The organism is Streptomyces sp. NPDC058240, from assembly GCF_042882135.1.
Taxonomy (GTDB): Bacteria; Actinomycetota; Actinomycetes; order Streptomycetales; family Streptomycetaceae; genus Streptomyces.
In genome coordinates, this window is sequence record NZ_JBHVWT010000081.1 from 1 (window position 1) to 15,706 (window position 15,706).

General features: G+C 66.8%; 10 protein-coding genes and 3 pseudogenes. 8 read left to right on the forward strand and 5 right to left on the reverse strand.

The window, feature by feature from the left end; all coding sequences use genetic code 11:
- Positions 1–159: 159 nt before the first annotated feature.
- Positions 160–807, reverse strand: coding sequence for a TetR/AcrR family transcriptional regulator (locus tag ACFVX4_RS39835; protein ID WP_389987732.1), 648 nt, complete (start codon positions 805–807; stop codon positions 160–162).
- A 281-nt stretch (positions 808–1,088) separates the two neighbouring features.
- Between ACFVX4_RS39835 and ACFVX4_RS39840 the strand changes: the two are divergent.
- The 3 genes and pseudogenes from ACFVX4_RS39840 to ACFVX4_RS39850 form a co-directional block, all read left to right on the forward strand.
- Positions 1,089–2,140 (forward strand): annotated as a pseudogene (locus tag ACFVX4_RS39840) (MFS transporter); the annotation flags it as partial.
- A gap of 558 nt (positions 2,141–2,698) precedes the next feature.
- Positions 2,699–4,528, forward strand: a complete 1,830-nt coding sequence (locus tag ACFVX4_RS39845) for an acyl-CoA dehydrogenase (RefSeq protein WP_389987734.1) — start codon at positions 2,699–2,701, stop codon at positions 4,526–4,528.
- A 591-nt stretch (positions 4,529–5,119) separates the two neighbouring features.
- On the forward strand, positions 5,120–5,737 hold the full coding sequence (locus tag ACFVX4_RS39850; protein ID WP_389987737.1) for a transposase: 618 nt from the start codon (positions 5,120–5,122) through the stop codon (positions 5,735–5,737).
- Positions 5,738–6,115: 378 nt separating this feature from the next.
- On the opposite strand, the gene ACFVX4_RS39855 is transcribed toward ACFVX4_RS39850, so the two are convergent.
- On the reverse strand, positions 6,116–7,333 hold the full coding sequence (locus tag ACFVX4_RS39855; protein ID WP_389987740.1) for a beta-ketoacyl-[acyl-carrier-protein] synthase family protein: 1,218 nt from the start codon (positions 7,331–7,333) through the stop codon (positions 6,116–6,118).
- A gap of 153 nt (positions 7,334–7,486) precedes the next feature.
- Between ACFVX4_RS39855 and ACFVX4_RS39860 the strand changes: the two genes are divergently transcribed.
- Positions 7,487–8,116 carry a TetR/AcrR family transcriptional regulator gene (locus tag ACFVX4_RS39860; RefSeq protein ID WP_389987742.1) on the forward strand — a complete coding sequence of 210 codons (630 nt, stop codon included), beginning with the start codon at positions 7,487–7,489 and terminating at the stop codon, positions 8,114–8,116.
- A gap of 129 nt (positions 8,117–8,245) precedes the next feature.
- Complete coding sequence (locus ACFVX4_RS39865; RefSeq protein ID WP_389987744.1) at positions 8,246–8,410, forward strand: hypothetical protein; 165 nt, start codon at positions 8,246–8,248, stop codon at positions 8,408–8,410.
- A gap of 469 nt (positions 8,411–8,879) precedes the next feature.
- On the opposite strand, the gene ACFVX4_RS39870 is transcribed toward ACFVX4_RS39865, so the two are convergent.
- Positions 8,880–9,062: a hypothetical protein gene (locus tag ACFVX4_RS39870; protein ID WP_389987757.1), complete on the reverse strand. Its 183-nt coding sequence runs from the start codon at positions 9,060–9,062 to the stop codon at positions 8,880–8,882.
- 613 nt (positions 9,063–9,675) lie between these two features.
- Here ACFVX4_RS39870 and ACFVX4_RS39875 point away from each other — a divergent pair.
- Complete coding sequence (locus tag ACFVX4_RS39875; protein WP_389987748.1) at positions 9,676–12,210, forward strand: NPCBM/NEW2 domain-containing protein; 2,535 nt, start codon at positions 9,676–9,678, stop codon at positions 12,208–12,210.
- Positions 12,211–12,338: 128 nt separating this feature from the next.
- A pseudogene (locus tag ACFVX4_RS39880) lies at positions 12,339–13,685 on the forward strand (IS1380 family transposase); the annotation flags it as partial.
- Positions 13,686–13,710: 25 nt separating this feature from the next.
- On the opposite strand, the pseudogene ACFVX4_RS39885 reads toward ACFVX4_RS39880, so the two are convergent.
- Positions 13,711–14,503, reverse strand: a pseudogene (locus ACFVX4_RS39885) (IS5 family transposase).
- Positions 14,504–14,661: 158 nt separating this feature from the next.
- Between ACFVX4_RS39885 and ACFVX4_RS39890 the strand changes: the two are divergent.
- Entirely contained in the window at positions 14,662–15,423 is a 762-nt protein-coding gene (locus tag ACFVX4_RS39890) for a maleylpyruvate isomerase family mycothiol-dependent enzyme (protein ID WP_389987751.1), read from the forward strand.
- A gap of 4 nt (positions 15,424–15,427) precedes the next feature.
- On the opposite strand, the gene ACFVX4_RS39895 is transcribed toward ACFVX4_RS39890, so the two are convergent.
- Positions 15,428–15,553: a hypothetical protein gene (locus ACFVX4_RS39895; RefSeq protein WP_389987754.1), complete on the reverse strand. Its 126-nt coding sequence runs from the start codon at positions 15,551–15,553 to the stop codon at positions 15,428–15,430.
- Between the last annotated feature and the right edge of the window lie 153 nt (positions 15,554–15,706).

Genomic DNA, 15,706 nt, shown 5'->3' on the forward strand with positions numbered 1-15,706 from the left:
TCGGACGGCTCGACGGACTCGGCCTCGGTCACGTTCTCACTGGTCAACGATGCATCTTCCTTGATCAGGAGTTACACCGATCGTTTTACAGTCCCTACGGAGGAGAAGAGGGAGGCAACATGGGCTGACGGCGCACTGTTCTTTCGTGCTGCCCCAGCCCTACATGGTTCGGTATGCCCGGAGAAAGGTCCGCACTCCCTCGACGACGAGTGGCCGGACGCGGGTGTCCTCCGCGGCATTCGCGGAACCGAGCCTGTCCAGCGCGACGCCGAAGGTCAGTGCGATGAACTGGTCGGCCGCGAGTCGGGAGTCGGGGACGTCGAGCAGCCCGGCTGCGGCGAAGGCGGCGAACCGCTCGGCAAGTGCCTCGTCGGGGGTGTCGGCCATGGAGTTGTAGCCCCGGTGCGGCAGGTGGCCGGATTCCGCCCGGACCAGTCGTTGCAGCGTTGCGTACTCCGCCGAGTCGAGCATGTCGGTCGAGATGCGCATCGAGAACGTGACCAGGGCGTCCTCGAGGTCGGCGGCCTCGGTGAGGCCGCTGAGGGTGTCGTCGAGGGTGCGCCGGATCGTGGTGATCATTGACTGGCCGATGGCGTCGACGACTGCTTGCAGCAGCGTCTGCTTGTCGCCGAAGTAGTCGTAGACCGTCCGCTTGGACACCTCGGCCCGGGCGGCGACCGCGTCGACGCTGGACCGGTCGAAGCCGTCGGTGAGGAACAGTTCCCGGGCCGCCGAGAGGATGGCGGCCCGCTTCTGTGTGGACCCTTCGCGCAGTGTCTTCGTGGTCGGCTTCTTTGTGGTCGGCATGGGCACATGTTACTTTCCTACACTGCACGGTGTAGTGCAATGCTGGCTCGGTGGGTGCCGCACTCTTGCACCCGCTCCGCCCGGGGGAGCCATGCATGCGCCACCTCGGGTACCGCTTCCCCGGGCTCACCCCGCCGGACGACCTCGGACCTGTCCAACAAAGCACCATGCACACTGCGCCCGCGTGAATGGCCGCCGTGTCCGCGCCGGGCCCGGCAAGGCGGCAGCGCTACAGGCACGGCCGACCTCTTCCTTGCCCGGCAATGACGGAAAGGACGTCCATGACCGCAACTCTGGTTTCCCCGGTCCGCATCGGGAAGGCTGCTGTCGGGGCTCTCAGCATGCTGGCAGTCGCCACCGGTGCCTTGGAGCCGGTGGTGACGCCGACGCTCCCGCTCCTGCAACGCGAGCTGGACATGAGTCCCGCCGAAGGGGCGTTACTCAGCATCATGCTCCTCATCACCGGCGCGCTCGTCACACCGGTCGCGGGCAAGTTAGGCGACCGCTACGGCGGAAAGCGGGTCCTGATCCGGCTGATGGCGGTGGTCTGTGCCGGTGGTCTGGTGTCGGCCCTGGCGCCGAACCTGCCGGTGCTGCTGCTCGGTCAGGTACTGCAGGGTGCGATGGTGGGCGCGCTGCCCCTGTCGTTCATCCTGGTGCGCGAACACCTCCCCGCAGGAGAGTCGAAGGTGGCCATCGGGGTGGTCAGCGGGCTGTTCGTGGGGGCGGGATGGCCGGAACGCTGTCGGCCGGGCCCGTGGCCGAAGGGCTGTCCCGACACTGGATGTTCGCGCTGCCGACGATCGCGGTCATCGGGGCCACCATCCTGGTGAACAGGGTGATGCCGCATGATCCGCCGAGCCGGTCGGACGGCGCCGGGGTCGACTGGCCCGGCCTGGTTCTCTTGAGCGGGACGCTGGTCACGCTCATGCTCGTGCTCGCGCTTGCACCCGACATCGGCTCGCAGCCACTCGTGCTCGGCGCCCTCATCGTGGTTCTGGCCGCCTTCGTGATCGGATGGACAGCCGTTGAGCGTCGTGCGGCCTCGCCGATGGTCGATCTGCGCATGCTTGCACGGCCTGCGGTGTGGACGTCGTGCGTGCTGACGTTCGTGATCTGCGTCGGTACCTCGGTGGCGGTCTACCTCGCCCCGCAACTGTTCGCGGTGTCCGCCGCCGAGTACGGATTCGGGGCCGGCGCCACCGAGATCGGCTTCTTCCTGCTGCCCGGCGCCGTGGCCGCGTCGCTGGCCGGGCCGATCGGTGGGATCGGGGCGCGACGTTTCGGCTCGCATGCCGTGGTCACCCCCGCGGCCATCAGCGTCGCGGCGACCCGGTACGCGGCGACCTCCACGACGGCGGGTGCCAGGCGACTCCACGGCGACCCGTGCCCGCCAGCCGGCCACTTCGGCGCGATGCCGATGAACAGGTCCGGCTCGTCTTGCGGTGCGACGGGCGGCAGCCTGAGCGGTACTGACCGGTGCGCTGGCTTTCCCCGCGAGGACCTCCGGTTGCCTGCCCCGGTGCTGGACGCGGCAGAGGCTGTCGCCGCCCAATGGTGCCGGGACGGCAGGCCGGGGGTGGTGCGGCTCGAACGGCTCGCCGCGGCGGCTGGACTGTCGGAACGCCAGCTGGGCGGGTGTTCCGGCAACGGCTCGGGGAGGGGCCGGTGTAGGCCTTCAAGGTGGTCCGGCTTTCGCGGGTCGCGGAGCTGTTGGCCCGCTCCAATCTGACGCTGGCCGCGGTGGCCCGCAGCTGCGGCTACGCCAGCCCGTACAAGAACAGCAGGGATACCCGCACCTCGAAACGAGCGAATACCACCATTGGAGTGATCTCAATCGTGTTGATCATCACGCCGTGCTGACTGAACGAATGAGCTAGCGTTCCGGAACATGATCACTGCCTCACATACCTCTGACCAGGCATCTTCAACCGTTGCAGCACTGACGCGGGCGCTCTTCGGCGAGCGACTGGATCAGCTCCACGAGCCCTGGCGCAAGCTGTTCAGTACTGAGCCATTCAGCTTCAGAGAAGGGCTGTCGCCTGATGAACGTGCCGCCCTGTCCTACGAGCGTTTAGGTCTGATCAACGACGCACTCGACAGTCCCGAGGACTTCGTGGTCGATGTGGAACGACTCACGACACTCCATGAGTGGGTCGGCCCGGTGGACGCGGGATTGGGAACAGTGGCGAGTATCCACTACAACCTCTTCCTCGGCAGCCTCCTCGAACACACCTCGGGCCCGAACCGCGATCTGCGGGAGTTCACCGAGCTGCGGCGTACAGGGACGTTCCTGTGCACAGAGGTTGGGCACGGCAACAGCGCCTCGCAACTGGAGACCACCGCCACGTACGACAGAACTGCGGGCGAGTTCGTTCTGAACACTCCCAGTGCGGCCGCCCGCAAGTTCATGCCGAACACCAGCTCCACCGGCGGTCCCAAAACCGGTGTCGTCGCCGCCCGCCTCATCACCGATGGCAAAGACCAGGGCGTCTTCCTGTTTCTCGCTCAGCTCAGCGACGACACCGGGCTCCCGATGCCAGGAGTCGAGATACGCAGGCTGCCACAGACAACCACCGCCCCTGTCGACCACTGCATGACATCCTTTGACAACGTCCGTCTGCCACAAGAAGCGCTTCTGCAGTCCGATCACGGACGCCTCACACCGGAAGGCGTCTTCACGAGTTCGATCGGCAGCCCCCGAAAGCGATTCCTGCACTCCATCGGCCGCGTCACCGCCGGCAAGCTCTGTATGAGCGCCTACAGCCTCGGTGTCACGCGCCACGCGCTCGCTGTAGCCGTACGCCATGCCCACACGAGGCAGTCTTCCGGCGTGACAGCCGGCGGCAGCGTTCCGCTGTTTGCTCACCGCAGCCACCACGCTCCGCTCCTCGACGCCATCGCCACCACCTACGCCGCGACTTTCCTGCACCGTGCCGCGGTACGGCAGTGGGCGCAGGCAACGGAGTCGGAGCGGGAGAACGGTGAGCGGTTCGCAGCCATAGTCAAGGGCTGGATCACCTGGCGGGCCCGCGCCGTCATGACTGAGTGCCGCGAACGCTGCGGTGCGCAGGGGCTCTTCTTGGCCAACGGAATCGCGGGCCAGTTGGCAGCCAACGAAGGAACCATCACAGCGGAGGGTGACAACCTCGTCATCTGGGTCAAGGCTGCCGGCGAAATGCTTCTTGGACACTTCACGCCGAAGGAGCCCCATGACGCGCCGCCCGAGGCTCGCGACCTCGACGATCCCGTCTTCCTCCAAGACCTATTGGCGGACATCGAACGCATCTGGCACCAGCGTGCACGTACGCGCCTGCGCAGCAGAACGGCCGGCAACCCCCTCAACCGATGGAACACCACCGTCACACCGGCTCTGGAACTGGTCGACGCCTATGCACACAGCCAGGCAGCCCAAGCTCTTCTGGACGCTGGCATCAAGGATCCTCACCCTGAAGCGCAGCGCCAGTTGCTTTTGCTGCACCGTCTGTTCACCCTTCGCCGTGTGGCGGCTCACAGTGGAGACCTGCTTGCGGAGGGGTACCTGACCAGCGCTCAGGTGAGGCATCTCCCCGACGCGGCCGAGAGCGTCATCGCGGACCTGGCACCCGAGGCTTTGACCCTCACGAACGGATTCGCCGTCGTGGAGGGCGTTCTCCTCGACCATCCCATCAACCATCCTGCTGCCTTCGATGGCATCGAAGGCAGCCTGTTGCCCCGGTGAGAGCATCGGAGTGAGTCCTCCGAGCCGCGCGCTCGGCGGCGTCGTGTCGGGAATGGGTGTGTCACCACATGGGACAGGGCCGAAGTATGTGGATGTGCATCATCGCCACAAAAGCTGTGCCAGAAGCAGATCCCAGTCTCCAGGTGTCCACGATCAAGGGGAAGCTTCAGTTGAGGTCCTGCGGCAGGTCTGGGCCCAGCAGTACTGGCTCGACGGGGACGGCCAACTGCGCTGGCGGGGACCGAAATCCAGTCGGGACCGGGCAAGCCGCAGGAGGACCGAACACCGCAACACGGTCAAGGCATCAGCGGACGGCCGACCCGATCCCGCTTCGGCGCGAGTGCCGTGGTCGGGCATGGAGATCGTCACCCCGCACGATCCCGAGGCCCAATACAGCCAGAAAGTCACCGCCGCCGGACAGCAGGACTGGATCGGCTACCGCGACCACCAGACCGAGACCTGCGACGAGACCGGCCCGAACGTGATCGTCCAGGTCACCCCCCCGGCCGGCGCCCGAGCAGGACATCGACGCCCTCGACCGGATCCACCTGGGACTGACCGCGCAGGGGTTCCAGCCCACCGAACACGTCGTTGTTCAGCGGCTACATCTCGCCGGACAGCATCCACCACGCCGCCCGGCAGTGGGACATCACACTCTTCGGACCAGTCCGTGACGACCCACAGGCCGGTAAACGGCCCGGCTTCGCCAAGCAGGACTTCCACATCGACTGGCAAGCCCGCACCCTGACCTGCCCCAACGGCGTGACGAGTCCACCATGGAAGCCCACACTCGGCGACGGCCACCCCCGGCTCTCCGTGCTCTTCCCACGCAAGGCCTGCCGCGAATGCGTCGACCGGCTCAGATGCACCGGCAACGTCGAAGGCAAGGGCCGTCACGTCTTCCTGATGCCACAACCTCTCCAGGAGATCCAGACGCAGAACAGGGCCGAACAGACGACGACCGAGTGGCGCCGGAGATACGCGATCCGCGCAGGCTGCGAGGCCACCGTCTCCGAGACCGTTCATGCCCACGGTCGGCGGAACTGCCGCTACCGAGGCATGGCCAGAACCCACGTCCAACACGTGCTGACAGCAGCCGGAACGAACATCATCCGACTCAGCGGCTACCTCTCACCAGGCATTGCACCGCCCCGCAAAGCGCGGCCCAGGAGCCGCTTCCAGCAGCTCTGCCGCGACCTGCCCACCTAAGATCGCCAACAGCATCCAGAATTTGAGCCAGAACCGGGATTCGTGAATAGAACCATCCTCCACTGACACAAATCTGCGGGCAGTCATCCCTCACTGGCACAGAAGCCTGTTGATCGCCCTTCGCTGGCAGTCGATCAACGTTCACTGGCACAGGTCACAGTGTGCCTGGGGGTGACGTCCACCGCCTGGCCCTGCACGGCCCAGGCGCCGGTGCCGACATCGACGACGGCCCGCGGGAGGCGCTCATTTTCTCCGGCCGGTACCGTGGCCGCAGGGTTTCGTCCGTACCGTCCCGGCGCGCCCCGTCCCGGCGTTTGCCGACACTCGGGCGGCGATGATTGCTGCATCAGTGGCCTTTGCAGGCAAAGGAGATTTTGATCAGCGGTCCGTGGTGAAGGCCAAGGAGACGTTATGGCCACCGAAGCCGAAGGAATTGGCCATTCCCGCGGTCCAAGCTCCTTGACGGGGGCGATCGGAGACAACGTCGAGGTTAATCGCGGGATCGATCTTGTCGAGGTTTCTGGTGGCCGGTGCGATCCCGTCCCGCAGAGCGAGGAGGGTGGCGATCGCGCCCAAGGCTCCGGACGCTCCCAGGAGGTGCCCGGTCATTGACTTGGTGGCGGTGACGACTGGGTGCGTTCCGACGGCCTCTTTCACGGCGTTTGCCTCCGCAAGGTCTCCCTGCGGAGTGGAGGTGGCGTGTGCGTGGACCAGACCGATGTCCTCGGGTGCCAAGCCGCCCGCTGCCAACGCCATGCGGATGGTCCGCACCTGCCCGGCGGTGTCGGAAGCCGTGATGTGCTGGGCGCTGGACGTGACTCCGGCGCCAACGAGTGTGCCGTGGGCACGCGCGCCACGGTCGCGGGCGAAATCCCTGCGCTCCAGCACCAGGACGGCAGCACCCTCACCAAGCACAAAGCCATTGCGTTCCGAGTCGAAGGGACGGGACGCACTATCGGGTTCGTGGTTCGTCGTGGCGAGGGCCATCATCTGCGCGAAGCCGGCCAAGGGAAGTCCGTGCACACATGCCTCGGTTCCTCCGGCTACGACCACGTCAGCACGGCCGAGACGGATCAGATCCAGGCCCAGGGCGATGGCCTCTGCCCCGGACGCACACGCGCTGACAGGGGTGTGTGCTCCGCCCTGAGCTCCCAGATCAATGCTTACCCAGGCAGCCGGGCCGTTGGCCATCAGCATCGGCACGGTGTGCGGGGAGACCTTGCGCGGCCCGGATACCTCCAAAATATCGTCCTGCTCAAGCAAAGACAGCACACCTCCAACACCGGTGCCGATGACGACAGCCAGCCGCTCCGGATCGACGTCGGGACGTCCCGCATCGGCCCAAGCTTCACGGGCGCTCACGACCGCTGCCTGCTCGCACCGGTCCATCCGGCGGGCCTCTGTTCGCCGCATGGCTGCTGCAGGGTCCACTCGCATGCGAGCCGCCAGGCGGACCGGCAATGCAGAAGCCCACGGGTCATCAAGAACGGCGACTCCGTTTTTTCCGGCCAACATCGCGGACCATGTCGTTGCAACGTCGCCGGCCAGCGGTGTGGTAGCTCCAAGGCCGGTAACCCACACACCTGCGTCTGCCATGACTTCCTCGTCTCCTAGCGCCTCAGATGGCCACCGCTGACTGTCCTCCAACCGGCCGCGCGCAGTGGTCAGCGGCTGAGGCGGACAATCGGGTGCCGCTGTGATCCACAACCTATCCAACCAACCGTCTGGTTGGATATGTAGAGTTGCGCCATGTCAAGTAGTGATCACCTAGTAGGAACCCGTGACCGTCTGCTAGCCGCAGGCCGTGAGGAATTCGCCGCCCACGGCATGGCAGGCGCGCGCGTCAGCCGAATCGCGGAGCGGGCGGACGTCAGCAAGGAACGTATCTACGGCTACTTCGGCAGCAAGGAGAACCTCTTCGTCGCTGTCGTCTCCGAGGCCCTCAACGAGCACGCCGTTCTGCTGGGACCACCTTCCGGGGATCTGGCCGACTTTGTCGGCCGGATCTACGACCTCCACCAGCGCAGTCCTCAACTGCTTCGCCTGATGATGTGGGAAGCCCTGCAATACGACGGAGACTGCCTTCCAGCCGAGCGGCAGCGGTCGATCCGTTACCAGGAAATGGTAGAGACACTGGCCGCAGCGCTGGGTACGAAGCCGGACGATCGCGCTGCAGGCACCCTTTTGGCTCTCATCGGGATTGCTGTACTGCCCTCCGCTTTCCCCCAGATCACCCGACTGATCCTTGGCTCTACGGCCGACGAGCATACTGACCTGCGTCAGTACCTCGTTGGCTTGGCCCGTCGGATGACTGCCACTCCGCCACTCCCATCGGCTCGTGCCGGGCTGAGCACCATGCCTGGCGAACTGGAGCGCTGAGCCGGGCTCACTCGTCGGCCTTGGCCTTTAGGCCGACACCTCAGCCAGCGCCGCAATTGGCTTCTGACCTCGGGAATTGAAAGTACCATGCCGTTCTTTCAGGGCAGAGGGCCCAAGCGAATGGATGACATGGCGGTCACGGCACGCGGCAGCGCGTTCCTAGCGATCGCCGTCACCGTGTTCGTCCTCATCAACGGAGTACCGGCCAGCTGGACAGCGGGATTGCTGCTCACATCCGCCGCGGCCGCCTCGCGGGGTACGTACGTCGCGTACCGGCGCGTTCGTATCGGCTGAACCCGTTTCCGCTTCTGCTGAATCCAGTACGGCGTTCCTCTCCCGTCCCCGGAATCGGGACGCCGTACTGCCCAGGCCGCGCTCGTAAGGGCCCCGGCCGACCGTGGGGTTGCTGCGGAATCCGCACCGACAGCACCGGATCCGCGAAAGCCTTCCTCGCCCACGTCCGCGACGTGCGGAAACGAGGAATCCGTACTTCTTCTCGGTCGGATACGCCATCACCGAGCCGGTCCGCCGCGCTGTCCGTGCCATGCCCGACCGCCTCTGGCATCTCGCCCTGGACCAGAACGGGACGATGCGTGACGGCGCCGAGACCGCCGAGCTGACAGGCCGCCTGGTCAGGGATTACGAGCGGCTCGTCCAGCGCTCCGAGGCTCTGATCACCTGGGCCGCCATCACGCTCACGACCCGGCGCTTGACTCAGCCGGTCTCCGGCCTCGGCGGACCGACCGCACCGCGAAATAGGCGGTCAGTGCGGCTGCGCCAGCGGCAGCAGCGGATACAGCAAGCCCATCACCCACGAGGTGACACTGCTGTCGATCTCTTCCTGCGTCCAGCCGGTGATGTCGAGCAACAGGCCGTCCAGCGGCCCACCGGCCAGTTCGGCACGGCGCTGGCCCGGAACGGACCCCTCCCGGCCTTGACACGCCAGCCTGGGGCTGCTCCTCGGTGTGCGGTGATGAGCCTTGCGGACCAGGACACTACTCACGCTTGTCGCGGCATGCAATATCACATTGAAACTTTTCTGAACTAGCGTCAGCCATCCTTTGTAAGTTGACGATCGAGCCCGGGTCGCGCGAGGCGTTCCCGGTGGGGTCGTCCTGCCTCGGCCACTCGGTGCCGCCCGATCGTGTCACGTCGCTGACCTGTAGAGACTCGACATCATCCGGGCCGACGCGATCGGGATCGGGATGGGGGCCAGGTCTGCACGGGAGTGAAAGCGCAACGGCCAAGCCGGTCACAGCTATTGACAGCACTTCGCCGTGAAGTACTCAATATGCAACACAGGTCAACTTCTTCCAACATGGCGCGCAGCGGATGGAGCCGCCAGCGGCCGCCGGGAGCGCTCCGCCCGGCACGTTCCACACCCCACGGCTGGGCGGTTGAGGTCGACCGTCCTCGGAACGAGGAACGCCCCCACTCGAAAGGATCGATCACGCATGCGTCGATTGGCTTGTGCATTATCCGCCGTACTGGCAACGGTCGGCACCGCGACAGCCCTGCCCGCTTCACCCGCGGCGGCGGGGTCGGCGGCAGGGCCCTACGTGCTCGAAGTCGAGAACATGTCGCTGACCAACTTCGCGACGGAGACCGTGGACCACACCTGGAACGGTAGGTCGGTCGACAACGTCACCTACGCCCGAGGCGCGTCGGGACAGACGAGCACCGCCAGGACGACCTTCAACGGCGCCGACGGGACGTACGACCTCATCACGCGCTACAACGGCAAGACCGTGAACGGAGTGACGTACAAGCTCTCCGTGAACTCCACCCAGGTGGATTCCTGGGCGACGTCCTTGCGCTACGGCCGTGACTACACCGACCCGGTGAACATCGACACCCGGACGTCGAGCAAGGTCACGCTCAAGGCCGGTGACGTCATCGAGCTGACGGCCACCTCTGCCGGCGAGGTGCCGCGCGTCGACAGGATCACGATCCAGGCCCACGTCGGTCCACCGGCCAGCACACTGACCATCAACTCGCCGAACACGACGCTGAACGACGGCTTCAACTGGGGCAAGAACCGGGCCCTTGGCATGACCTTCTACCCGGGGAACCCGATGATGGGGCACGAACCGGAGTGGTGGCGCCTCAAGGACTCCACCCACACCTCGGTGACCCCCGGCTACTGGGGTGCGTACACCAACCGGGAGTCCTTCTACAACCGGGACATCTCCCACCAGTCCGACGGCGCGCACGCGCTCGGCCTGGATACCGAGACCTTCAACATGCTGAGGACCTTCGCCGACGACGCCGGCGATCCGGGCCAGAACGGCTGGCCGCTGTGGGCACACAGCTCGTACGGCGCCATGTACTACATCGACGGCACAGGGTTCCGGGAGTTGCCGTCACCGTTCAACGTGATGGCCAAGGCGTACAAGCAGTACCAGTGGACGGGTAATTCGGACTGGATCAACGATCCGACCCTCTCCGCGTACTACGACTCGACGATGGGTCAGTTCCTGACCAACCACGAGGTGGTGTGGAACGACGCGAACCCGTCCAGTGAGCAGCCGGTCTCGAAAAAGCAGCCCGGGGAGTACACGGCGACGTACTTCGAGTTCCCGAACGAGAACCTGGTCTCGGCGGCCGACTCGCTCGGGTACCAGTACCAGTCGATGCTGGCCTACTCGGAGATCCTGAAGACGAAGGGCGACACCGCCAACAGCTCGAAGTGGGCCGACCGGGCCCAACGGGTGCGCGACGACTTCGAGTCGAAGTGGTGGGACGCGTCGAACAACCGGTACTTCCGCGGCAAAGACGCGGCCGGTACGGGCTACAGCAGCTGGGGCCACGAGGCCAGCTTCCTGATGATGCTGACCGGGCTGGGCGACCACGGCGCCAGGACCAACAGCTACCTGGACTTCATCGCCGCCAACGACGACAACCTGAACGTCGAGGCGACCTCCTACCTGCCGGAGATGTACTACCAGTACAACCGGTCCGCGGAGGGCTGGGCCTGGCTCAAGAAGCTCATGACCGGCCGCGACAGCTACCCGGAGATCTCGTTCCTCGCGGTCAGCAGCGTCATCGACGGCATGATGGGGGTTCAGCCGGACGCCCCGCACGACAAGGTGGCCACCGTCCCCCGGCTGACCTCCGAGACGCCGTGGGTGGAGATCGACCACCTCAAGGTCGGTGACAACGACCTCAAGCTCAAGCACACCGGTACGACGGCCTCCACGCTGACCAACAACTCCGGCGGCACCGTCACCTGGGAGGCCCAGTTCTACGGAACCCCCTCCATGATCACCGTGAACGGTGTCGCGCAGACGCCGCGGACCAAGTCGCTCTACGGCAAGACGGTCTCCTACGTGACCGTCCCGGTGGCCGCCGGCGCGTCCGTGACCGCGAGCGCCGGCACCACGGTCGGCGACACCACGGCCCCCAGCGTGCCGACCGGCCTGACGGCGGGCAACGTGACCTCGAACAGCGTGGACCTGAAGTGGACGGCCTCGACCGACGACATCGGTGTGACCGGCTACCAGATCTACCGGGGCACCACGCTCGTCGGCTCGTCCGCGGGCACGAGCTTCACCGCCACGGGGCTGTCGGCCTCGACGCCGTACTCGTTCACCGTCAAGGCGGTGGACGCCGCCCAGAACGCCTCCGGCGCCAGCACCGCCGTCTCCGTCACCACCGCCGCGAGCGGGAACGGACAGACGGTCGATCTGAGTGATCTCACCTGGAGCGACGCCCGGAGCGACTTCGGCGCCCTGCGCAAGGACCGGAGCGTCGACGGGAACCCGATCAGGCTGAACGGCACGGCGTACGCCAAGGGCATGGGCACGCACGCCAACAGCACCGTCACGTACACCCTGAATGGCGCCTACTCGCGGTTCCAGTCGGACGTGGGCGTCGATGACGAGGTCAGCGCGAACTCGACCGTCAGGTTCGAAGTCTGGGGCGACGGCTCCAAGTTGTACGAGACCCCGGCGGTGATGACGCCGGCGAGCCCGACCCGGTCCATCGACGTCAGCATCAAGGGCGTGAAGTCCCTGGTCTTGAAGGTCACCGACGCGGGCGACGGCATCAACAGCGACCACGCCGACTGGGCGGGCGCCAAGCTGCTGCCGTAACGCCCGACCCCTGTCGACCAGAAGAACCAGAACCTAACCTCGCCGTTTCGGTTGGGGTACGGCTGAGGGGTGGGTAGAAGCGCGAAAGTGCCTCCCTGAGCTGGGACGATGGACCTTGTCTAGGGGTTCTGTCGTCGCCAGAGGAAGGCACTTTCTGCGTGAAGGTTATCGGTTCGCGGCCCCGGCTTGTGGTGTCCACTGACGGGTCGGGGGTGGTCGGGCACGCCGGAGCACGTTTGCTGGCGGACCTCGCCGAAGCGACCGGGCTGACGGCGGCGTATTCCACCGTGCTCCGGCCGCTTCGGCCGCGCGGCACCGGCCATGACCCAGGCCGGATCGCCACCGGTCTCGCAGTGATGCTCGCCGACGGCGGCGAGGCGATCGCGGATCTGGCCGTTCTGCGGGACCAGCGCGAGGTGTTCGGCCCGGTGGCCTCCACGCCGACGGCTTGGCGGCTGCTGGCCGCCGTCGACGAACGGATACTGGACTGCCTGCGGTCGGCTCGCGCCGCAGCCCGGGAGGTGGCCTGGCTGCAGGCCGCCGAGACCCGCACCGCGATACCCGCAGTGAGGGCCGGCGGACGCGAACTGCCCGGCCTGGTCCTGGACCTCGACGCCACGCTGGTCACCTGCCACTCCGAGAAAGACCAGGCCGCACCCACCTACAAAGGCGGCTTCGGGTTCCACCCGTTGCTGTGTTTCCTGGCCAACACCGGCGAGGCGATGTCCGGGCTGCTGCGGCCTGGCAACGCCGGAGCCAACACCGCCGCCGATCACATCACCGTGCTCGACCAGGCCCTCGCGCAGATCCCCGACGCCCACCGGCACGGCACCGACATCCTGGTCCGCACCGACAGCGCGGGCAGCGCGAAGGCGTTCCTCACGCATCTCCGCGCCTTGCGTGACAACGGCCTTCGCCTGCGTTTCTCGGTCGGATACGCGGTCACCGCACCGGTCCGCCGCGCGATCCGCGCCCTGCCCGAACAGGTCTGGCACCCCGCCCTGGACGCCGACGGCACCCTGCGTGAGTCCGCCGAGGTCGCCGAGCTGACCGGCATGGTCGACCTGAACGGCTACCCGGCCGGCACCCGCATCATCGTGCGCCGCGAACGCCCGCACCCCGGCGCCCAGCTCTCCTTGTTCGACAGTGACGAGGGCCTGCGGCACCAGGTCTTCCTCACCGACACCCCGTACTCCGGCGGCGGCTCGGCCCAGTTCCTGGAGGTCCGCCACCGTGGACACGCCACCGTCGAGGACCACATCCGGTGCGGCAAGACCACCGGCTTCGGACGCTTCCCATCCCGCCTGTTCTCCGTCAACGCCGCCTGGCTCGAGCTCAGCCTCGCGGCCATCGACCTTCTGGCCTGGACCCGCGTCCTGCTGCTGGACGGCGAGCTGGCTACCGCCGAACCCAGGAAACTCCGCTACCGGATCCTGCACGTCGCTGCCCGTCTCACCCGTTCGCGAAGAGGGACACCGCGCGATCGCACTCTAAGAGGAGCTAACACAATGCCTGGACTCGCCTGTAGGTGATCACACAGCAGGCGAGCTTCAGGAACGCCTCGTGGATGTCGTCGCAGATCTCCCAGCGGATTCGTAGCCGTCGGAAGCCGTGGATCCACGCGTTCGTCCGCTCGACTACCCAGCGGACCGAGCCCAGGCCGGAGCCGTGCGGAACTTCGCGTCGGGCGATGACCGGCTTGATGCCGCGCTTCCACAGGAGCCGACGGTACTTGTCGAAGTCGTAGCCTCGGTCGGCGAACAACTGCCGCGGCCGGTGACGGGGCGACCGGTCACTCCGCGGATCCGCGGGATCGCGTCGAGCAGGGGCAGCAGCTGGGTGATGTCGTGGCGGTTGCCACCGGTCAGGGTGATGGCGAGCGGGGTGCCGCCTGCGTCGGTGATGACGTGGAGCTTCGAGCCGGGCCGGGCACGGTCGACCGGGCTCGGCCCGGTTTTGGGCCGCCCCGACGGGCCTGGTGGTGGGAGCCGTCGATCACCGCCCGGGACCAGCCCAGCTTCCCGGCACGGTGCAGCTCGGTCAGCAGCACCTGGTGCAGCCGGTCCCACACCCCGGCCTCGTGCCAGTCCCGCAGCCGGCGCCAGCACGTCATCCCGGACCCGAAGCCGAGCTCCTGCGGCAGCCACTCCCACTGGATCCCGGTGTGCAGCACGAACAGGATGCCCTGCAGGCAACCACGGTTGTCCAGTGGCAGCCGGCCGGGATGGCGCGGACGCCGCTGCCTGACCGGCAGCAACGGCTCGATCCGCCCCCACAGGTCATCCGGCACCATCCACGGAGGACCGTTCCCCTTCCCTATGACTCGTTCAACGAGCCAGCCAGGAAGGGGATATGGCTACGACCAGGCTTCCATTAGGTGCTCTAACTCCCGCAGCTGACGGCCTGGAAAATAGGGTGCAGCCGGCTGAGCTGGGGTGATAGGTAAGCGATGTGACAGAGAGTCTTGAGTATTCCGCCCTGCTGCAACTGATCGACGAGCGGTCGGCCGCGTTCCGGAGTGCGGTTGCCGCCGCGCCCAGCCTTGACGCGCCGGTGCCATCCTGCCCCGAGTGGACGTTGTTCGATCTGGTGCAGCACCTGGGTACGGGCCAGCGCTGGTGGGCCGCGATCGTCGCCGCGGGCCCGGCCGAGGCTCCGCCGGCCAAGGATGCCGCGGAGGTGCCGCGCGAGCTCGAGGCGCTGCTGGCCTGGTACGCCGAGTCGAACGAGCTGCTGCTGAGTGCGCTGCGCGAGGCTGGCCCGGAGCGCGAGTGCTGGGCGTGGTGGGGCGCCGGCGTGTCGCCGGCGAATGCCTGGGGCGTTGCCCGGCGCCGGGTGCACGAGCTGCTGGTGCACACCTACGACGCCCAGCTCGCCGCAGGCGCCGTGCAGCCGATGCCGGCGGACGTCGCGATCGACGGCGTGGCCGAGTTTCTCGACACCTGCAACTCCACCCCGGCGGCCTGGCCGCACGAGGCCGCCACCATCCACTACCACGCCACCGAGGGCCGCTCCTGGCTCCTCGTGCTGGACGGCACCGGCGCCTGGCCCGCACCCCTCACGGACGACGCCGCGCCCGCCTCCGCTTCGGCCACGGGCACGGCCGAGCAGCTGCTCCTCTTCGTCTGGGGCCGCCTCACGCTGAGCGACCTGAAGATCGAGGGCGGCCAACAGGTGTTCGAGCAGCTGATCGCCTGGGAGCCCGAGGAGTAGCCAGTCAATACCGCCAGCGGACGGCCTCGATGACGTCCGCGTCGGTGAACATCGCGAACAGCTCCGCCTCCGCGCGGCGGACGGCCAGTACGGCCTCGTACAGCTCGGGCCCGAGCGCCTCCCACAGCACTGCCGACTCAGCCAGGAAGGGGATATGGCTACTACCAGGCTTTCTGTTAGGTGCTCTTAGAGGGCGTTTGATCTAGGTAGATTGCCCTTTCTGCCCTAATAGGTTCCTCGCCAGGTGGGGGTGGTCTCGTCCGTTATGCGCTTGGTGAGGTTG

Excerpts from the sequence above, each read along its gene's own strand:
- ACFVX4_RS39835 (WP_389987732.1), bottom strand. The coding sequence starts at position 807 with ATGCCGACCACAAAGAAGCCGACCACGAAGACACTGCGCGAAGGGTCC.
- ACFVX4_RS39845 (WP_389987734.1), top strand. The coding sequence starts at position 2,699 with ATGATCACTGCCTCACATACCTCTGACCAGGCATCTTCAACCGTTGCA.
- ACFVX4_RS39855 (WP_389987740.1), bottom strand. The coding sequence starts at position 7,333 with ATGGCAGACGCAGGTGTGTGGGTTACCGGCCTTGGAGCTACCACACCG.
- ACFVX4_RS39860 (WP_389987742.1), top strand. The coding sequence starts at position 7,487 with ATGTCAAGTAGTGATCACCTAGTAGGAACCCGTGACCGTCTGCTAGCC.
- ACFVX4_RS39865 (WP_389987744.1), top strand. The coding sequence starts at position 8,246 with ATGGCGGTCACGGCACGCGGCAGCGCGTTCCTAGCGATCGCCGTCACC.